Genomic DNA, 15,522 nt, shown 5'->3' on the forward strand with positions numbered 1-15,522 from the left:
CGACTCCGCCAAGGTCGTCTGCGGCAACGTCAAGACCGCCAACGCCAACGTGAACATCATCGACACCGTCCTGATGCCCAAGAGCTGACCGGCGGGGTGATCAGTCCGGCCACGCCCTCAGCGGGCCTGGCCGGACCGGCCGGACCCCGGCCGTGAAGAGCTTCGTGCCACAGCGCGGCGACGCCCGCGCGACGCCGCCACCGCGAACCATCGAATGAGGCAGCCGAACGCCCGGTAGCGTCGGACTCTCGGTACAAGGCGAGTCCTCCTGACTTGGAGCGTGGCGTGGTGAAAGAGCCGGTGCACATCGGGCGGCATCCCTCGGCCCGGCCGGACCTGGAAAAACTCCTGGCCGAGGTCGCGGGCGGAGACCAGGAGGCCTTCGCCGTGGTCTACGACGCCACGGTCTCCCCGGTTCTGGGGGTCGCCCGCAGCGTGCTGCGCGACCAGGCGCAGTCCGAGGAGGTCGCACAGGACGTGCTGGTGGAGGTATGGCGGACGGCCGCCCGCTACCGGCCCGACCGCGGTACGGCCATCAACTGGATCCTCACCCTCGCCCACCGGCGGGCCGTGGACCGGGTGCGCTCGGTCGAGGCCTCGGCCGCGCGGGAGCACAAGGCCGCGCTGCTGGACCGCACTCCCGAGTACGACGAGGTCACCGAACAGGTCGAGGCGCGCTTCGAGCGCGAGCAGGTCAAGCGCTGCCTGCGCACCCTCACCGACATCCAGCGCCAGTCGGTCACCCTGGCCTACTACCGCGGACTGACCTACCGTGAGGTGGCCGAACTCCTGGCCCTTCCCTTGGGCACCGTCAAAACCAGACTGCGCGACGGCCTGATCAGGCTCCGGGACTGCCTAGGAGTGAGCACATGAAGACCGCTGACCTGCACACCCTGACCGGCGCATACGCACTCCACGCACTGACCGGCGAGGAGGCCACTGCCTTCGAACGCCACCTCGCAAGCTGTGAGGCCTGTACCCAGGAAGTGCTGGAACTGACCGAGACCGCGGCGCTCCTGGGTGTGGCCGCATCGGTCACACCACGCCCGGAGCTCAAAGAGCACGTGATACGGCGCATCGGCACGGTGCGGCAGGCAGGACCGCTGTCTTCACCCGCCCCTTCGCCCAGCCCGCGCTCGTCCGCCCACCGCCTGTCGCGATGGGCCCTGGCTGCCTGCCTCGCGGTCGCGGCAGGCCTGGGCGGCACCACCGTCTGGCAGCACGAACGCGCCCAGGACGCCGCCGAACAGGCCCGCCGCACGGAGCAGCGTGCCGAATCCGTCGCCGCCGTCCTGGCCGCACCCGACGCCAGGACCCGCACCGCTCGCTTCGGGGACGGGGCCACCGCGACGGTCATCGTGTCCAAGAGCCTCGACCGGGCCGCGTTGGTCACCGCGGGACTGGCCGAGCCGCCCTCCGGCAAGGTGTACGAGCTGTGGTTCGACGACGGCGGCACCATGCGGCCGGCCGGACTCGTGAACACCCAACACGCCGTCTCGGCCGTCCTGATGAGCGGAGAGGTCGGCAACGCGTCCGGCATGGGGCTCACCCTCGAGCCCGCCGGGGGCTCACCGAGGCCGACGTCCTCACCGCTCGTACTGATGTCATTCCCCGCCTGACATCCGCAGACCGAATCCGCAGATCCGGCACCCACTGGTCACCACGCGCTCGAGACCGTGAGGCAGGGCGGCACACCCGCGCACCTGTGGGCGTGTCATCAGGACAGAGACCCGTCGACCTGGGATCAGGCAGCCCGTTCGAGCAGTTCGAGCATGATGGCCTTGTCGGCCTGCCGGCGGTTCGGACGGCGGGGCGGAACCTCTCGATGAGCGGGAGGCGCACAGTTCCTGCGCGGTGGCTCCAGCGTCAGCCCCCTGAGTGGTTTGGCCATCGGCCCCCGGCGATCAAGTCCCTCCCCCTCCTAACCTTGCTCTTCGTAGCGCAACAGCTACGCAAAGTGAAAGGTGAGAGGGATGCGTCTCAACTCCGTGACCCGTCTGGTGGCCGCTGCCTCGACAGCACTGCTGCTGCTCGGCGGGGCGGCCGCCTCAGCACAGGCGGCGGCGCCTGGGCCTGTCCTGTACTCGATCGACTTCTCCAACCCCCAGGAACGGGACGACAACAACCTGCCCGAGCCCTACGGAAGGGTCTGGCTGCAGTCGCCCTGGCTCCAGCAGACCACGCTGTGGGAGCACCCCGACGTCGACATCAACACCCCCACCCTGCCCCGCTATCCGGATGATCGCCCCTACACGATGAGGTTCGTCGACCACCCCGCGACCGAGCTGTGCGCCAACGTGGGCGAGGACGACACCGGCATCAACGCCGACGACATCCTCGCCTCCGGCTGCGTGCCGGTCGACGGCCCCGGCCACTACACGATCTCCGGGCCCGACGGGTCAGTCACCGTCCACCTGCTCGACGTCTGACGAGCCCGGTTCCTCGCCCCTCCCCCGCCCGTGGCCTCGCAGGCTGCGGGCGGGCTTCGTCCGCGGCGTCCCGGGCAGCCGCGCCGGACCTGGTGGCCAGGTCCGCGTGGAGCAGGTGGTGGTCGGAGTACGGGGTGGGATGCACGCGGTGCTCGAGCGGCACGAGGCCGCGCAGGAAGACGTAGTCGAACGTGCTCTGCCAGTCGGTCGTCGGCCGGCAGGTGCCGGCGGACGGGGGACGGCACTGGGGGTCCGTGTCCGCGGCCAGTGCCCACATCCCGGCCAGTTCGGGGGCGTTCGGCACGGCGTTGAAGTCGCCGAGGACGATCGCGCGGCCGTACCGGGCGACGGCCGCGGCGAGTACGCCGGTCTGCGCTGCCCGCACCGTCTCCTGGCGCCGCTGGGCGAGGTGGGTGTTGAAGACCCGGACGGGCCGGCCGCCCACGGTGGTGGTGACGGCCATGTACCCGCGGTCCTCGGAGCCGCCGTCGGGGTATTCCACGCTGACGGCGCCGGTCATCGGCGCCGCCGACAGAACCGCCTGGCCGTAGCCCCCCGGGCTCCACAGCGCTCCCCCGCAGCGTCCCCAGTTGCGGAGAACCGTCCCGTACTCGACGTGGTAGACCAGCCCGTACAGGCTCTCCAGATGGTCCCGGATCCTCTCGACGTCACGCACGCACGCTTCCTGCAGGCCGATGACCTGGGGCGCGTACGTGGCGATCACCGCCGCCCGGTCGGCGTTGTCCGCCCCGCAGGGGTTGCAGATGTTCCACGTCATGACCCGGTTCGGTACGACGTCCGCGGCGGCGTCGAGGGGCAGTGGTCCGGCGAAGGGGGCCCCGCTCGGGGTGCTGGGGCCGAGGAGCACCGTGCAGGCCACGGCCAAGGCGCCCGCGAGCAGCCGCGTGCGCCTTCCGAGCACCCTCGCCTCCCCGCAGCGGACGCCGCCGGCAACTGGCGTCTTGACGCACCAGGGTAGGGGACGGCGTCGGCAGCGGCACGGCCCGACGACGCCTGCTCGGCGCTGCGGAAGAAGAACGGCGGTTGACGGCGCCCTCGGGGCGGTCGGGGGTGGGCTGCGCCGCGTACTGGCTGTGCGCCGCGGCCCGGGGGTGCCGCCCGGATGGTTCTTCGCCTCCCCGCCTTCGCCCGAATCGGTTCTCCGCTGGGTGAGTTGTGGCAGCATCGGTTGGCATGTTGCCGTCAGCCGGGTGGTCGTGCGTGTTCGGTCGTCGTCTGTTCGTCGTGCTGCTCGTGCTGCTCGTCACGGCCGGCGGCGGGGTGAGTGGTGCCGGGGCACAGGTGCCGCGGGGTGTCGCCGCGACGCCCGATCGTGCCCGCTACGACGTGGCGCTGCGCTCCGACGCCGACGGCAGCCACTGGGCCGGGCGGCAGCGCGTGTCGTTCCGCAACGCCTCCGCGCGGCCTCTGCGGGAGGTGTACCTGCGTCTGTGGGGAAACGGCGAGGACGCGTGCGGCACACCCGGTGCGCCCTCTCCCGTCACCGTGTCGCACGTACGTGGTGGCACGCCGGACCCTCTCACCGTGGGCTGTACGGCCCTGCGCATCGCGCTGCCGGAGCCGCTCGCGCGCGGTGAGCGGACGTCCGTCGCCTTCGACGTCTCCATCGCCGTGCCCGGCCGCAACGCCCGTTTCGGCCGTGAGGGCGCCTTCCGCTTCCTCGGCAACGCGATGCCGGTGCTCGCCGCGCACGACGGGAAGGGGTGGCACCTCGACCCGTACGTGGCGCTCGGTGAGAGTTTCTACACCCTCACGAGCGACTTCAGGGTCCGTCTCGAGCACCCCGCGGCCCTCGTCGTGCCGGCGACCGGCCGCACCCGGTCCCGCCCCGGCAGCCCCGGCCGGACGGTCACGCTCAGCGTCGCGGACCGGGTGCGGGACTTCGCGTGGGCCGCGGGCCCCTTCCGCACGGCGACGCAGACCACGCCCGGGGGCGTGCGCGTGAAGTCGTACTGGGCGCCCGGCACCCCTGCCGCGGGTGTGCGCCTCAACCGCGCGGACGCCGCCGCCGCGGTCGACCGGTTCGGCCGGGAGTTCGGCCGCTACCCGTACGGCGAGATCGACCTCGTGATGACCAGCGGGTTCGGCGGCGGCATGGAGTACCCCGGGCTCGTCCTCGTCGGCACCACCGAGGAGGGTGGCGCCGTCGTCCACGAGGTGGCGCACCAGTGGTGGTACGGCATCGTCGGCAACGACGAGTACGGCTCACCGTGGCTGGACGAGAGCTTCGCCCAGTACGCCAATGCCCGCTTCTACGGCTGGGAGACCCGCGACTGCTGGGCGGACGTCCACTGGCCCGGCGACAGCGCCGCGCTGACCGGGTCGATGGCTTACTGGTCGCAGCACCGCGGCGAGTACCACCTCATCTACACGGCCGGGTCCTGCGCCCTGGCCGACCTGGAGCGCACCCTGGGCGCCGGCACCATGGCACGGCTTCTGCGGCGGTACGCCCAGGACCACTGGCACGGCGTCTCCACCACCGCCGGCTTCGAGCGGGCCGCCCAGTCCGTGACGCAGGAGGACCTCGGTCCCTTCTGGGAGGCGCACCGCATCCGGTGACGGGGCCTGTCGGCGCGGGCCGGGCCGCATCGGGGGCCCCGGGGCCGAGCTCACGTCTGCTTGAGGGGGTGTTCCGTACCCTTGCGGCATGCGGATGCGTCCCACCCTGAGCTGGACCCCCACCGGGGACCTGCCGCCGGGCACCACGGATCTGGAACCGGTCGCCCGGGCGCTGGGCGCCGGCGGTGTGCTGGTGCTCAGCGGGGCGGGCCTGTCCACGGAGTCGGGCATCCCCGACTACCGGGGCGAGGGCGGGAGCCTGAGCCGGCACACCCCGATGACCTATCAGGACTTCACGGCCAGTGCCGCGGCCCGGCGCCGGTACTGGGCGCGCAGCCACCTCGGCTGGCGCACCTTCGGCCGCGCCCGCCCCAACGCCGGGCACCGGGCGGTGGCCGCGTTCGCGCGGCACGGCCTGCTCACCGGTGTGATCACCCAGAACGTCGACGGCCTGCACCAGGCCGCCGGCAGTGACAGCGTCGTGGAACTCCACGGAAGCCTGGAGCGGGTCGTCTGCCTGTCCTGCGGCGCCCTGAGCCCGCGCCGCGCACTGGCCCGGCGGCTGGAGGAGGCCAACGCGGGCTTCGCGCCGGTTGCCGCCGGAATCAACCCGGACGGGGACGCCGACCTCACCGATGAGCAGGTCGGGGACTTCCGCGTGGTGCCCTGCACGGTCTGCGGCGGCATCCTCAAACCGGACGTGGTGTTCTTCGGCGAGGCCGTTCCGCCGCAGCGGGTCGAGCACTGCCGCACGCTGGTGCGTGAGGCGGCCTCGCTGCTGGTCCTGGGCTCCTCGCTGACGGTGATGTCCGGGCTGCGGTTCGTCCGCCAGGCGGCCGGGGACGCAAAGCCGGTACTGATCATCAACCGGGACCCGACCCGGGGCGACCCGCACGCCGTCACCCGCGTCGCGCTCCCGCTGGGCGCGGCCCTTGCCGCCCTGGCCGGCCGGCTGGGCATCCCCGCCGACGGCGGGGCGGCGGCCGAGGCGAGGTGACGGCCGGGCGCGGTCCCGCGCCCGCGCTTCAGCCGAGCTGCCCGGCCGGGCCGACGACGATGACCTCGGGGCCGCGGACGCGGCAGAGCCGACACCTGTTTCCGTACTGCGCCGGTTCGCCGACGGGTTCGGCGCCGTGGGTGCGCAGGCGGGCGTCGACGTCCCCCGGTGCCGTCGACGGCGTTCGGAGTGGTCCGGCGGACCCGGGCGGGTGCGTCGCTCAGCGGAAGGGGACGGATGTCGTTCAGCGGAACCGGGCGGGGGTCGTTCAGCGGATTTCGGCCCGGCGGTCGAGGAATCGCCGCAGCCCGTCGCGTACGCCGTCGGTGGGCACGGTGGCGGCGAAGCAGGCCGCCTCGACGGCGAGTCCCTCGTCGATGGGCAGGTTGACGCCGCGGGTGACCGCGCGCAGGCAGGCCGCCACGGCCGTCGGCGCGTGCCGGACGATCCGGTCGGCCACATCCCTTGCGGTGTCGAGGAGTTCCCCGCCCGGTACGACGGCGTTGACGAGGCCGATCTCCGCGGCCCTGGCGGCCGGGAGCGGGTCGCCGGTCAGGATCATCTCGAGGGCGCGTTTGCGGCCCACGTGCCGCGGCAGCCGCTGGGAGCCGCCGAAGGGAGGCGGGAAGCCGAGGGAGATCTCCGGTTTGGCGAAGGTGGCGTGCTGGGCGGCGATCGCCAGCGGAGCCGCCTCCGTGATCTCGCAACCACCGCCGTAGGCGAGGCCGTTGACGGCGACGATCACCGGTCTGGGGAATTCCTCGATCCGCCGGGTCAGCGCCTGGCCCCGCCGGACGATCTCACGGAGGGCGCGCTCGGGCCCGCCGGCGATGCTCCCCGCCAGGGACGCGATGTCCGCGCCGGCGCTGAAGGCCCTGTCCCCCGCGCCGGTCAGGACGATCGCCCGGACACGGTCGTCGGCCTCCAAGCGGTCCAGGCACGCGAGCAACGCGTCGATCGTCGGGTAGTCGAGGGCGTTGAGCTTGTGTTCCCTGTCGATGGTGACCGTGACGACGTGCTCGTCCCGGTCGATGTGGACGGTCATGGCGTCCGCTCCGTTCCGTCTGGGCTGGGACGCGACCGACGCTAGGAGCCGTAATCTGTGACGGTCCACTCATTGTCCTGGATACAGACGGGTACGGTGTCCGGTGCGGCCGGCGTCCTACAAGGCGATCGTCGACGAGTTCGCCGCGCACATCAGGTCCGGCGCGCTGCAGGCGGGCGCCCGCCTGCCGACGCACCGCACGCTCGCCCGCGAACGGCGGATCGCCCTGGCCACGGCCACCCGGGTCTACGCCGAACTCGCCGCCATGGGCCTGGTGGTGGGAGAACCGGGCCGCGGGACGTTCGTGCGGGTGCGGTCCGCCTACGACGGCCTCGAACCCTCGCGTGTGCTGCCGGTGCCGCGGGTCGCGGACCTGTCGTTCAACCAGCCGCAGGACGAGGGCCAGGCCGCCCGGCTGCGGCAGGCGCTGCGGGAGCTCTCCGTCTCGGGGGAGGCGGGGGCGCTGCTCCGCCAGGACCCGCCGGGCGGGCGGCTGCACGAGCGGGCTGTCGTGGCGACGTACCTGCTGGGCCGGGGGATCGACACGGCGCCGGCGAACGTCCTGCTCACGAACGGCGCCCAGCAGGCGCTCGATTGCGTGCTGCGTTCCTTGACCGTGCCCGGTGACGTCATCGCGGTCGACGCGCTCAGCTACCCCGGTATCAAGCTGCTCGCCGCCGCCCACGGGCTCGACATGGTGCCGGTCCCGGTCACGGCGTCGGGGCCCGACCTTGCCGCGCTCGAGGGCCTGTGCCGCACGCGGCCCGTCCGCGTGATCTATGCGATGCCGACCCTGCACAACCCGCTCGGCTGGGTCCTGGACGAGGGACAGCGGGAGCGTCTTGTCACCCTGGCCCGTGCACACGACTGCGTGATCCTGGAGGACGGCACCTACGCCTTCCTGGATGCGTCAGCGCCTCCTCCCGTTCAGTCCCTCGCCCCCGAACGCACCTGCTACGTCGCCGGACTGTCCAAGAACGTGGCTGCCGGTCTGCGGTTCGGCTTCGCCGTCCTGCCCGGCCACCACGTGGCGGCCGTCACCAGCAGCCTGCGCGCGGCGGCCTGGGGCGCTCCGGGACTCATGACCGCGCTCGCCACCGGCTGGCTGGCCGACGGCAGCGTCGCCCGCTGGGAAGAGGACCGCCGGGGTGACGCGGCCGCCCGGCAGGGCATCGCCCGCGCCGCGCTCGCCGGGATGCCTCTCACGGCCCATCCCGTCTCCTACCTGGTCTGGCTCGGTCTGGAGGCGCACCAACGCACGGACCACGTCGCGGCGCTGCTCGCCCGGGCGGGCATCCTCGTGTCCACCGGGGACGCCTTCGCCACCGGCGCCCACCGTCCGCGGGCACTGCGGCTGGCGCTCGCCACGCCGCCCAGGGGCGAGCTGGGGACGGTGCTGCGGCGCCTGCGGGACGTGATCGACGCGATCCCGCCGTGACGGGCTGTCAACCGCCCTGCTCGGCCCGGCTTGTCCACAAGTGCCGGGCCCGTCCGGGTGCGGACGCCGCCTCGCCGCCCTTGCGGATCGGCGGCCGGCAGGACCGCAACACGAAGGAGACGTTTGTTCGGGCGCGGACGGTGCAGACGGTGTGCTGACACAGTCTTTACACGACCAGACGGAGACACACCATGGGCATCATCGCGTGGATCATCATCGGCCTGCTCGCCGGCGCCATCGCCAAGGCCCTGATGCCGGGCAAGGACCCGGGCGGCATCATCATCACCATGCTCATCGGCATCGCCGGCGGCCTGCTCGGCGGCTGGCTCGGCAAGGTCGTCTTCGGCGTCGACTCCGTCGACGGGTTCTTCGAACTCTCCACCTGGATCGCCGCGATCATCGGCTCCGTCATCCTGCTCGCCGTCTACCGCCTCGTCACCGGCAACCGGCGCTCGCACCGCCACGCGTAACCCGCAGGCAGCAACACCCAACGACACGCGGACGGCTCCCTCCCCTGCTCGCAGGGCGGGAGCCGTCCGCGTGTGCGTTCCGTGCCGGCGGCCCGAGCCGGTGGCGATCCTGGCGAAGGTCCGGGCCGCTGCGTGCCACGACCCGGTTGAGGTCTGCGTTTCCTCTTCCTCTATCCTGCCCCAGAGACAATGATTGCCGGACGACAACTTTCGTCTCCCTCGGGGAGCCGATCCGATACGTATCCGCTGATCTGCCGGTGCGGACAGTGGGAGATGCGCGGATGTGGGTCACACGGAAACGGCGGGGGGACGGTGGCGCCTTCGCGGGCGTGGGGCGGGCGGCTCCTCCCGCGGGACTGCTGACGGAGGTGTTCGAGTGCCTGCCCGACGCGGTGACGGTCTCCGTCGCCGTACGGGACACGGCCGGCAAGCCGGTGGACATGCGGCTGGAGTACATGAACGCCGCGGCCCGGGCGGGCCGGCCGGGCGGTGTCGCTCCGGTCGGGGGCCTGTGCAGCGAACTCTGGCCGCAGATGGCCGAGAACGGCTCGTTCGACGCGTGCATGCGGGTGCTGGAGACCGGCAGGCCGGAGCAGGGCGCGTTCACGTGGACCCAGGCGCGGACCTACCGGGCGGCGCACTACGAGTACCAGGCCACCCGCGTGGGGCACAGCCGGCTCGTGTGGGTGCTGCGCGACAACAGCGAACGCGCATTCAGAGCCGAGCTCCTCGCCGAGGTCACCGCTGCACCTCGAAGCTCTGGCTCACCGCCAGGACGATCTCCAGGCCGTGCTGGCCGATCGGGCCAACTCGCCGTCCCGCAGCCGGTCCCCGTTTCGGGCAGCGTTGTCCATGCGATCCGCGGAGCTGTCCCGTCACACCTGGCGCGGCCGGACCGGACGTCGCCGGCGCACCGTCAGCGCCGGCTTCCCAGCACCCAAACCCCCACCCTGCAAGGTGACTTGTGTCACACGGCAGGGGTGTGCGGTGCCCGTTCGCGTGCGGGAGCCGCCGCACCAGGGTCTCGTCCGTCGCGTTATTCGATGCGCGCGGCCGGCGCTCACCCTCGATCCGCCTTCGAATTCGGGCGGCGTGACGCTGCGGGGCACCAGCCGGGGGCGGAGAGCGGTCCGCCGGGACCGCCCGGGCGAGGGGGCTGCCCGCGCTGCTCCCGCGCGGGTGAGACGGCGGACGGAGAGCGGTCTCAATTTTCGGTTAGCGGGCCGCCCGCATCCACTTCCCACCGCATTCCAGCAAATCGAAGTACACACAGGAGCGGGTCCAGAAAATGGGGATCCTGGTGCACATGAGAGTCCGTCAAAGGCCCATTGCCTTCCGGTGGATCGGCGGCAACACTGGTCTTTACACGGAGTCGATGCCGCATTCCCGTATCCCCGGGAAAGGGCGTCGGCGCGTGGGAAAGTGAGGTGAAGTCAGATGGGCATGAAGGTGACGATGACCACCCGCTGTTCGGTCTCCGTGCACTGGCAGCACGTGCGGGTGGTCATCATCGTCATCGTCCTCGTGTTCCTGAGTGTGATGACTCATGGGCACGGTGACACGACGCTGCTCGACGCGCTGTTGCCGCGCGTCTGAGGGATGGTCCGATCCCTCCGGGGGGCGGTTGCCGGGTGACCGGTGACCGCCCCTTCGCTTTGTCAGGTTAGCGCACCAAGCCTGGTCACTGAAGTGGAATCCGCTCGAATTCTCCGCGGCGCTCTTGGAACTATCCGGTAGTGAGCGCTCCAGAGCGTCAGGCGTGTGCGAATTGAACGGCGTGCGGCGGGAAGGGGCCACGAGCGGCGGCCCGTTACCGGTTCCGGTCGCGCAATGCGTGATCACACGGAAAGGACGCGACGGAATTCGGCATTGCCGTACTCGTCGGGCGACGTGACGGGGACTCCCTGCGCCTCCACCCAGGCGTGGAAGCGGTAGGGGTCGTCCGCCGTGCCGAGGCACCACACCGCGCGCCGGCCGGTGAACGCCAGGACCGCGAGGGTGGCGAGCGAGAGTTCCAGGCACGCGGCCCGCCCGGGATACAGCTGGGCGGCGCGCCGGACCGCGGCGAGCGAGGCAGCCGCCTGGCCCGGCGTCGCCTCCCGCCGGCACCAGGCGCGTGCGGTCCAGGTCACCGTGCGCAGGACGGCGCGCAACGGCAGCCGGATCAGCAGGAGAGCCCCGAGGAGGCCGAGCAGGCCGAGGGTCACTGCCACGGCGCCGCGGACGGTGCGGGCGTTGTCCGCCCGCACCGGGGACGCGGCCATCGTCATCTGCGCTGCCGGCGGCGGGACTTCGGCCGCAGGCCGGCCCGGGACGGCGGCCGTCCCGTGATCGGGTGCCGGGGGCCGCGCCGGTGCGGGAGCCGCGGGTAGGGCGGGAGTCGCGCGTACGGCGGGAGCCGGGGGCGCTGCGGCCGGGTTCGCCTGTTCACGGATCCCCGCCGCGGGGGTTGTCGTCGCCGGGGATCCGGCAGCCAGGAGGCCGCGGCTGATCAGGTCGTCGGCGAGCCGGCGGGCGTCGCCGCGGAGCCGGTCGTGGTGCAGGTCCGGGTAGCGGCGGGCCAGGAGGAGGACCGCGGAGTCGAAGTTCCCGCTGCGGCTCCATTCCCGCCACAGTGTCCGGGCCATGGGGTTCATCGCGAAGCAGTGGCCGGAGCGCACGTCCAGCAGGACGCTGCCGCCATGGGGCGAGGTGCTCTCGCGGACGTGCTCGGAGGCGCGCAGCTGCGTCATGGCCGCTCCTCCGCGCTGTCGCGGGCCGTCAGCCACATGTCCGCCGCGAGCAGACGGTTGAGCGCCGGGAACGGTACGGGGATTCCCGCGACCGCGCGGTCCAGTGAGGCGATCACCCGCGACGGTTCGATGATGTTGAGGTCGGCCAACGGCGATCGGGCGAGCCGTGCTCTGATGTCGGCCGCCGAGCGGCGGGCGCCCCGGTAGTTCTCGGCCGCGTAGTCGCCCTTGGTCCTGCGCCGCAGCACAGGCTGCGGGACCAGTCCGGTCAGCGCGGCTGCCAGCAGCGGCTTGGCGGTGTACGGGTCGGTGCGGCGCGGCAGCGGGAGGCGGGTGCAGGCCCGGACGACGTCGCTGTCCAGGAAGGGGGCATGCGGCCAGATCCCGAACGCGCGGGCTGTAGCGGTCAACTGGGCCTGTACGGCTGCGGAGTTGCGCAGCTCGCACAGGATGGCCCGGGTGCCTGGTGTCGCGGGTGCGGGCGCGCGGCCGGCCGCGTGGGCGCACTCCTGTGCCCGTTCGGCCAGGTGGCGGCGGGCGTCGGTGGTCAGCCAGGCCGTCTCGGGTCCCGGGGCGGGCCACCAGGCGACCGCGTCCGCCCACTGCGGCGGGTGGTGCAGGGGGTGTTCCAGCAGCGTGGCCAGTTCACTCAGTGCCTGGTGCATGGGTGTGCGCGTCAGGCGCAGGGCCCGCACGACCAGGCTCGCCGGGGAGAGCTGGCGCATCCGGGCCAGCGCACGCGCGTCGTGGAGGAGCCGGCGCGCTCCGGCGGTGGCTGCGACGTCGGCGAGGTAGGAGGGCGGTGCCGCCAGCAGGGCGTCGCCGCCCTCTCCGGTCAGGTGGATGCCGGGGCCGCCGCGCGCGATGTGCTCGAGTCGCAGTCGCAGGCGGGCGCCGATCACCGCGGCCGGGTCGGGCTGGTCCGTGGGGAGTTGCGTGTGCATGCCGCTGTAGGGCAGGGCGGCCTCGGTGCCCCGGGTGACGGCCAGCCGGATCGCGGGGGTCTGTTCGACGTAGGCCAAGGCGTGTTCGAGGTCGCCCGCCGGCGCGGCGGGGTGATGGTAGACGAAGGCGTCCAGGGGCCGGTTGGTCGTGCGGGCGGCCAGAAAGGCCAGCGAGGTGGAGTCCAGTCCGCCGCTGAGGTCCGAGGTGAGCCGCGGGGCACTGCCGGTGCGCAGTGTCACCGCGCGGGTCAGCGATGACCGCAGGCGGGCCGCGCTCTCCTCGAACCCGGCAGCGGGGTCGGGGCCGAGGTCCTCGTACGTCCAGCGGGTGAGAGTGCCGCAGGGTTCGATCCTCAGGGCCTGGCCGCCGCCGAGGCGGCGGACACCGGCGAACGCCGTCCGTCCTTCGGTGAGTTCGGGTACGGCGGGGCAGAAGATCTGCGCGGCGAGTGCTGCCGTGTCGGCGTCGGCGGCTGTTCCCGACAGCATCGCCGCGGTCCCTGCCCGGGTGGACAGGGCTGTGCTGTGGCCGTGCTGCGCGTAGTAGAGGGGAAACTGGCCCGCCGGGTCGGCGTACGCGGTGAGGTGGCCGTCGTCCTGGATCACTATGAGCAGGTAGGCGCCCGGCCACCGGGTCAGCCTCTCCCAGTGGCCGTCCCGTGCCGCGCCGCGCAGGTCCTGAACGATCGTCGGCTCGTCCGCGAGGCACTGGCCGACCGCGACCAGCCGTGCGTGCGCGCACTGGGCGGTGCGCACCTCGCCGGGGTGCCAGGGGCCCCAGGACCACAGGCGGCGTTCGCCGGGCCACACTCCGGTGGCCCAGCCCGGTGGCGGTGTCGGTGTCGGTGAGAGGAGTCCGGCGAGGGTGGGGCCGTGAGGAGGGGGGAGGGCGGAAGGCGGGCAGCGGATGTCCGGGGATGCGGCGGGTGCCGCAGGACGGGGCATGACGGCTGTCCGCGGTATCAGTAGTAGTACTGGGCGTTGGCGTCGGCACTGCCACTGGGGGAACTGCCCAGGGTCACTTCGCGGACGTGGCCGAGGTCGACCAGCATCGGCGGCTCGTAGGCTGCCGGTTCACCCGGGGACGGCTCCGCGCCGGGCCTTGCCGTTTGTCGCTGGTATCCGAAATCCTCGTGCGGGGATACGGCAATAGGCTCGTAGGTCATGGGGCCGCCTCGGGTCAGGGGCATCGGCTGCCCCGGAAAAAGGGTCGGAAGGGAAGACGCGTGCGCCCGCGATTCGGGCAGCGCCGGGCCCCAAAGTGTAGCCATTTCCCCGCCGCGTCCGGTGCCGAACCGGTCCGCCGGCGTCAGTGCGCCGACCTGGCAGTTCGTGTCTTTCCTGCCCGGCGGACGGAAGGCTTCCCGTTCCTGCTGTCATGTCCGCGAGCCCTGCGCGGACTCATTCGACGCATGCCGCTCACTCATTTGAAGAGGCACGGCGGTGAATCGGAGACCATTGCCGTCATATCGAAGCAGTGACGGTGCGTGGAGGGAGCCGGACTGTCGAGCGTCCCCGGAGGCTGTCCCTTCGCGGGCCTCAGGAGCTGCCTGCGTCCTCCTTGCCCCGGAGTCCCAGGACGAGGGCACCCTGCGCTTCGGCCTGGGTGTCCAGTTCGCTGAGGGCGAGGGTGAACTCGGAGCTTTCGGCGACGGCGCCGGGCAGCGCGAAACGCCGCAGCGACTCGTTGCAGCCCTCCAGCAGGAGCGGGCACTGGGCGAGCTGACCGCCGATGACGACGAGGTCGGGGTTGAGCAGGTTGCACAGCTGGGCCAGGGAGTGGCCAAGGCGTCTCCCGGCGTCGTGGATCACCCGCATGCAGACCGCGTCCTGCCCGTTGGCGGAACTGATGACCTGCTCCAGCGTCTCCGGCGCGGGCGCGCTGTTGCGGGCGCGCGCGGCGCGGACCTGCGCGATCAGCGCATCGGCGCCGATCACCGTCTCCAGGCAGCCGCGTCCGCCGCACTGGCAGACCGCGCCGTGCGGGTCCACGGTGAGGTGCCCCAGCTCCCCGGCCATGCCGCCGTGGCCGCGCAGCACGTTGTTGTGCACGATGATCCCGGCGCCGACACCCGTCGACGCCTTCACGTAGACCACCGTTTCGGCGTTCTCGCGTGTGCCGTACGTCTGTTCCGCCAGGGCGCCGAGGTTGGCGTCGTTGTCGATGAAGCCGCGCACGCCCAGCCACGAGCCCAGGTCCTTCGCCGGGTCGTCGCCCGTTCGCCAGGGAGGCAGGATCGGCGGGGTGAAGTCGCCGGTGCGCGGGTGGATCATCCGGGGGACGGCGATGCCGAGGGAGAACACGTCGGACCGCTGCCGTCCCGTTCCCTCGATCGCCTCGTCGATCATCTGCCTGACCTCGGGCAGAGCCCGGTGCCAGCCCCGGCTGACGCCTTCCGAGCTGACCCGCGAGGTCACCTGGTCGAATTCCTTGTCGAGTCTGCGGGCGACCACGGTCGTGTGGTTGAACCCGAGGTGCACTCCCACACCGACGTCGTTCACGGGCGACAGGCAGACCTTGCCGCGTTCCTTGAGGCCGGGCACGAGTCCGGCCGTCACGAGTTCGCGGACCGAGGCCGACACCGTGGCCTGCGAGAGCAGGGTGCGGTGCGCGATGTCGGCCTGGGTGCCGGACTTGATCGCCACGGCGAGCAGTACTTTCCTGCGGTTGGCCGTCCGGGTGGGTCCGGCCGCCGGAAGCCGGCCTAAAAGATCATGCGCGTCCGCCAATTGGTCCCCCAGCCCTGGTATCCGCACTCGATTTTTTTATGATCGAAACGGAAATAATACCAGCCGGGCCTTCAATTCGAACCGGCTTCGGCTTCGAATAATGGGGGGATCACTGGGGCCGTTGGGGCGCCCGGATACGCGAATTCGATGTGCCCGG

Annotated in this window: 14 protein-coding genes and 1 pseudogene; 9 read left to right on the forward strand and 6 right to left on the reverse strand. The window is 72.2% G+C overall.

What is annotated here, in order from left to right; all coding sequences use genetic code 11:
- The 4 genes and pseudogenes from AC069T_RS36265 to AC069T_RS36280 all read left to right on the forward strand — a co-directional run.
- A pseudogene (locus AC069T_RS36265) lies at nucleotides 1-88 on the forward strand (fasciclin domain-containing protein); the annotation flags it as partial.
- A 200-nt stretch (nucleotides 89-288) separates the two neighbouring features.
- A complete protein-coding gene (locus AC069T_RS36270; RefSeq protein ID WP_478786824.1) occupies nucleotides 289-873 on the forward strand; it encodes a sigma-70 family RNA polymerase sigma factor in 585 nt (194 codons plus the stop codon).
- Entirely contained in the window at nucleotides 870-1,619 is a 750-nt protein-coding gene (locus AC069T_RS36275) for an anti-sigma factor (protein ID WP_478786801.1), read from the forward strand. The genes AC069T_RS36270 and AC069T_RS36275 overlap by 4 nt, the downstream gene beginning before the upstream one ends.
- A gap of 354 nt (nucleotides 1,620-1,973) precedes the next feature.
- The gene (locus AC069T_RS36280; RefSeq protein WP_478786802.1) at nucleotides 1,974-2,429 is read left to right on the forward strand and encodes a hypothetical protein; all 456 of its coding nucleotides are present in this window, start codon (nucleotides 1,974-1,976) and stop codon (nucleotides 2,427-2,429) included.
- Here the strand turns inward: AC069T_RS36280 and AC069T_RS36285 are convergent.
- The gene (locus tag AC069T_RS36285) at nucleotides 2,404-3,351 is read right to left on the reverse strand and encodes an endonuclease/exonuclease/phosphatase family protein (protein ID WP_478786803.1); all 948 of its coding nucleotides are present in this window, start codon (nucleotides 3,349-3,351) and stop codon (nucleotides 2,404-2,406) included. The genes AC069T_RS36280 and AC069T_RS36285 overlap by 26 nt on opposite strands.
- Before the next feature lie 272 nt (nucleotides 3,352-3,623).
- On the opposite strand from AC069T_RS36285, the gene AC069T_RS36290 reads away from it, so the two are divergent.
- Nucleotides 3,624-5,009, forward strand: a complete 1,386-nt coding sequence (locus AC069T_RS36290; RefSeq protein ID WP_478786804.1) for a M1 family metallopeptidase — start codon at nucleotides 3,624-3,626, stop codon at nucleotides 5,007-5,009.
- Between the two features lie 88 nt (nucleotides 5,010-5,097).
- Nucleotides 5,098-6,006 (forward strand): NAD-dependent protein deacetylase, encoded by a 909-nt coding sequence (locus tag AC069T_RS36295; protein ID WP_478786805.1) that lies wholly within the window; start codon nucleotides 5,098-5,100, stop codon nucleotides 6,004-6,006.
- Nucleotides 6,007-6,274: 268 nt separating this feature from the next.
- Here AC069T_RS36295 and AC069T_RS36300 read toward each other — a convergent pair whose 3' ends face one another.
- A complete protein-coding gene (locus AC069T_RS36300; RefSeq protein WP_478786806.1) occupies nucleotides 6,275-7,051 on the reverse strand; it encodes a crotonase/enoyl-CoA hydratase family protein in 777 nt (258 codons plus the stop codon).
- Between the two features lie 103 nt (nucleotides 7,052-7,154).
- Here AC069T_RS36300 and AC069T_RS36305 point away from each other — a divergent pair, with 103 nt between their 5' ends.
- The 3 genes from AC069T_RS36305 to AC069T_RS36315 all read left to right on the forward strand — a co-directional run bounded on the left by AC069T_RS36305 (nucleotide 7,155) and on the right by AC069T_RS36315 (nucleotide 10,555).
- The gene (locus AC069T_RS36305) at nucleotides 7,155-8,489 is read left to right on the forward strand and encodes an aminotransferase-like domain-containing protein (RefSeq protein ID WP_478786807.1); all 1,335 of its coding nucleotides are present in this window, start codon (nucleotides 7,155-7,157) and stop codon (nucleotides 8,487-8,489) included.
- A gap of 191 nt (nucleotides 8,490-8,680) precedes the next feature.
- The gene (locus AC069T_RS36310; protein ID WP_478786640.1) at nucleotides 8,681-8,959 is read left to right on the forward strand and encodes a GlsB/YeaQ/YmgE family stress response membrane protein; all 279 of its coding nucleotides are present in this window, start codon (nucleotides 8,681-8,683) and stop codon (nucleotides 8,957-8,959) included.
- Between the two features lie 1,437 nt (nucleotides 8,960-10,396).
- Nucleotides 10,397-10,555 (forward strand): hypothetical protein, encoded by a 159-nt coding sequence (locus tag AC069T_RS36315; protein ID WP_476754289.1) that lies wholly within the window; start codon nucleotides 10,397-10,399, stop codon nucleotides 10,553-10,555.
- A 242-nt stretch (nucleotides 10,556-10,797) separates the two neighbouring features.
- Here AC069T_RS36315 and AC069T_RS36320 read toward each other — a convergent pair whose 3' ends face one another.
- The 4 genes from AC069T_RS36320 to AC069T_RS36335 form a co-directional block, all read right to left on the reverse strand.
- A complete protein-coding gene (locus tag AC069T_RS36320) occupies nucleotides 10,798-11,691 on the reverse strand; it encodes a lasso peptide biosynthesis B2 protein (protein ID WP_478786808.1) in 894 nt (297 codons plus the stop codon).
- Nucleotides 11,688-13,580 carry an albusnodin/ikarugamycin family macrolactam cyclase gene (locus tag AC069T_RS36325; protein ID WP_478786809.1) on the reverse strand — a complete coding sequence of 631 codons (1,893 nt, stop codon included), beginning with the start codon at nucleotides 13,578-13,580 and terminating at the stop codon, nucleotides 11,688-11,690. Before AC069T_RS36325 ends, AC069T_RS36320 begins: the two co-directional genes overlap by 4 nt.
- Before the next feature lie 17 nt (nucleotides 13,581-13,597).
- Nucleotides 13,598-13,906: a lasso RiPP family leader peptide-containing protein gene (locus AC069T_RS36330; RefSeq protein ID WP_478786810.1), complete on the reverse strand. Its 309-nt coding sequence runs from the start codon at nucleotides 13,904-13,906 to the stop codon at nucleotides 13,598-13,600.
- Nucleotides 13,907-14,174: 268 nt separating this feature from the next.
- The gene (locus AC069T_RS36335; RefSeq protein ID WP_478786811.1) at nucleotides 14,175-15,392 is read right to left on the reverse strand and encodes an ROK family transcriptional regulator; all 1,218 of its coding nucleotides are present in this window, start codon (nucleotides 15,390-15,392) and stop codon (nucleotides 14,175-14,177) included.
- Nucleotides 15,393-15,522 lie beyond the last annotated feature (130 nt).

This window comes from Streptomyces sp. NPDC043867, from assembly GCF_056435845.1.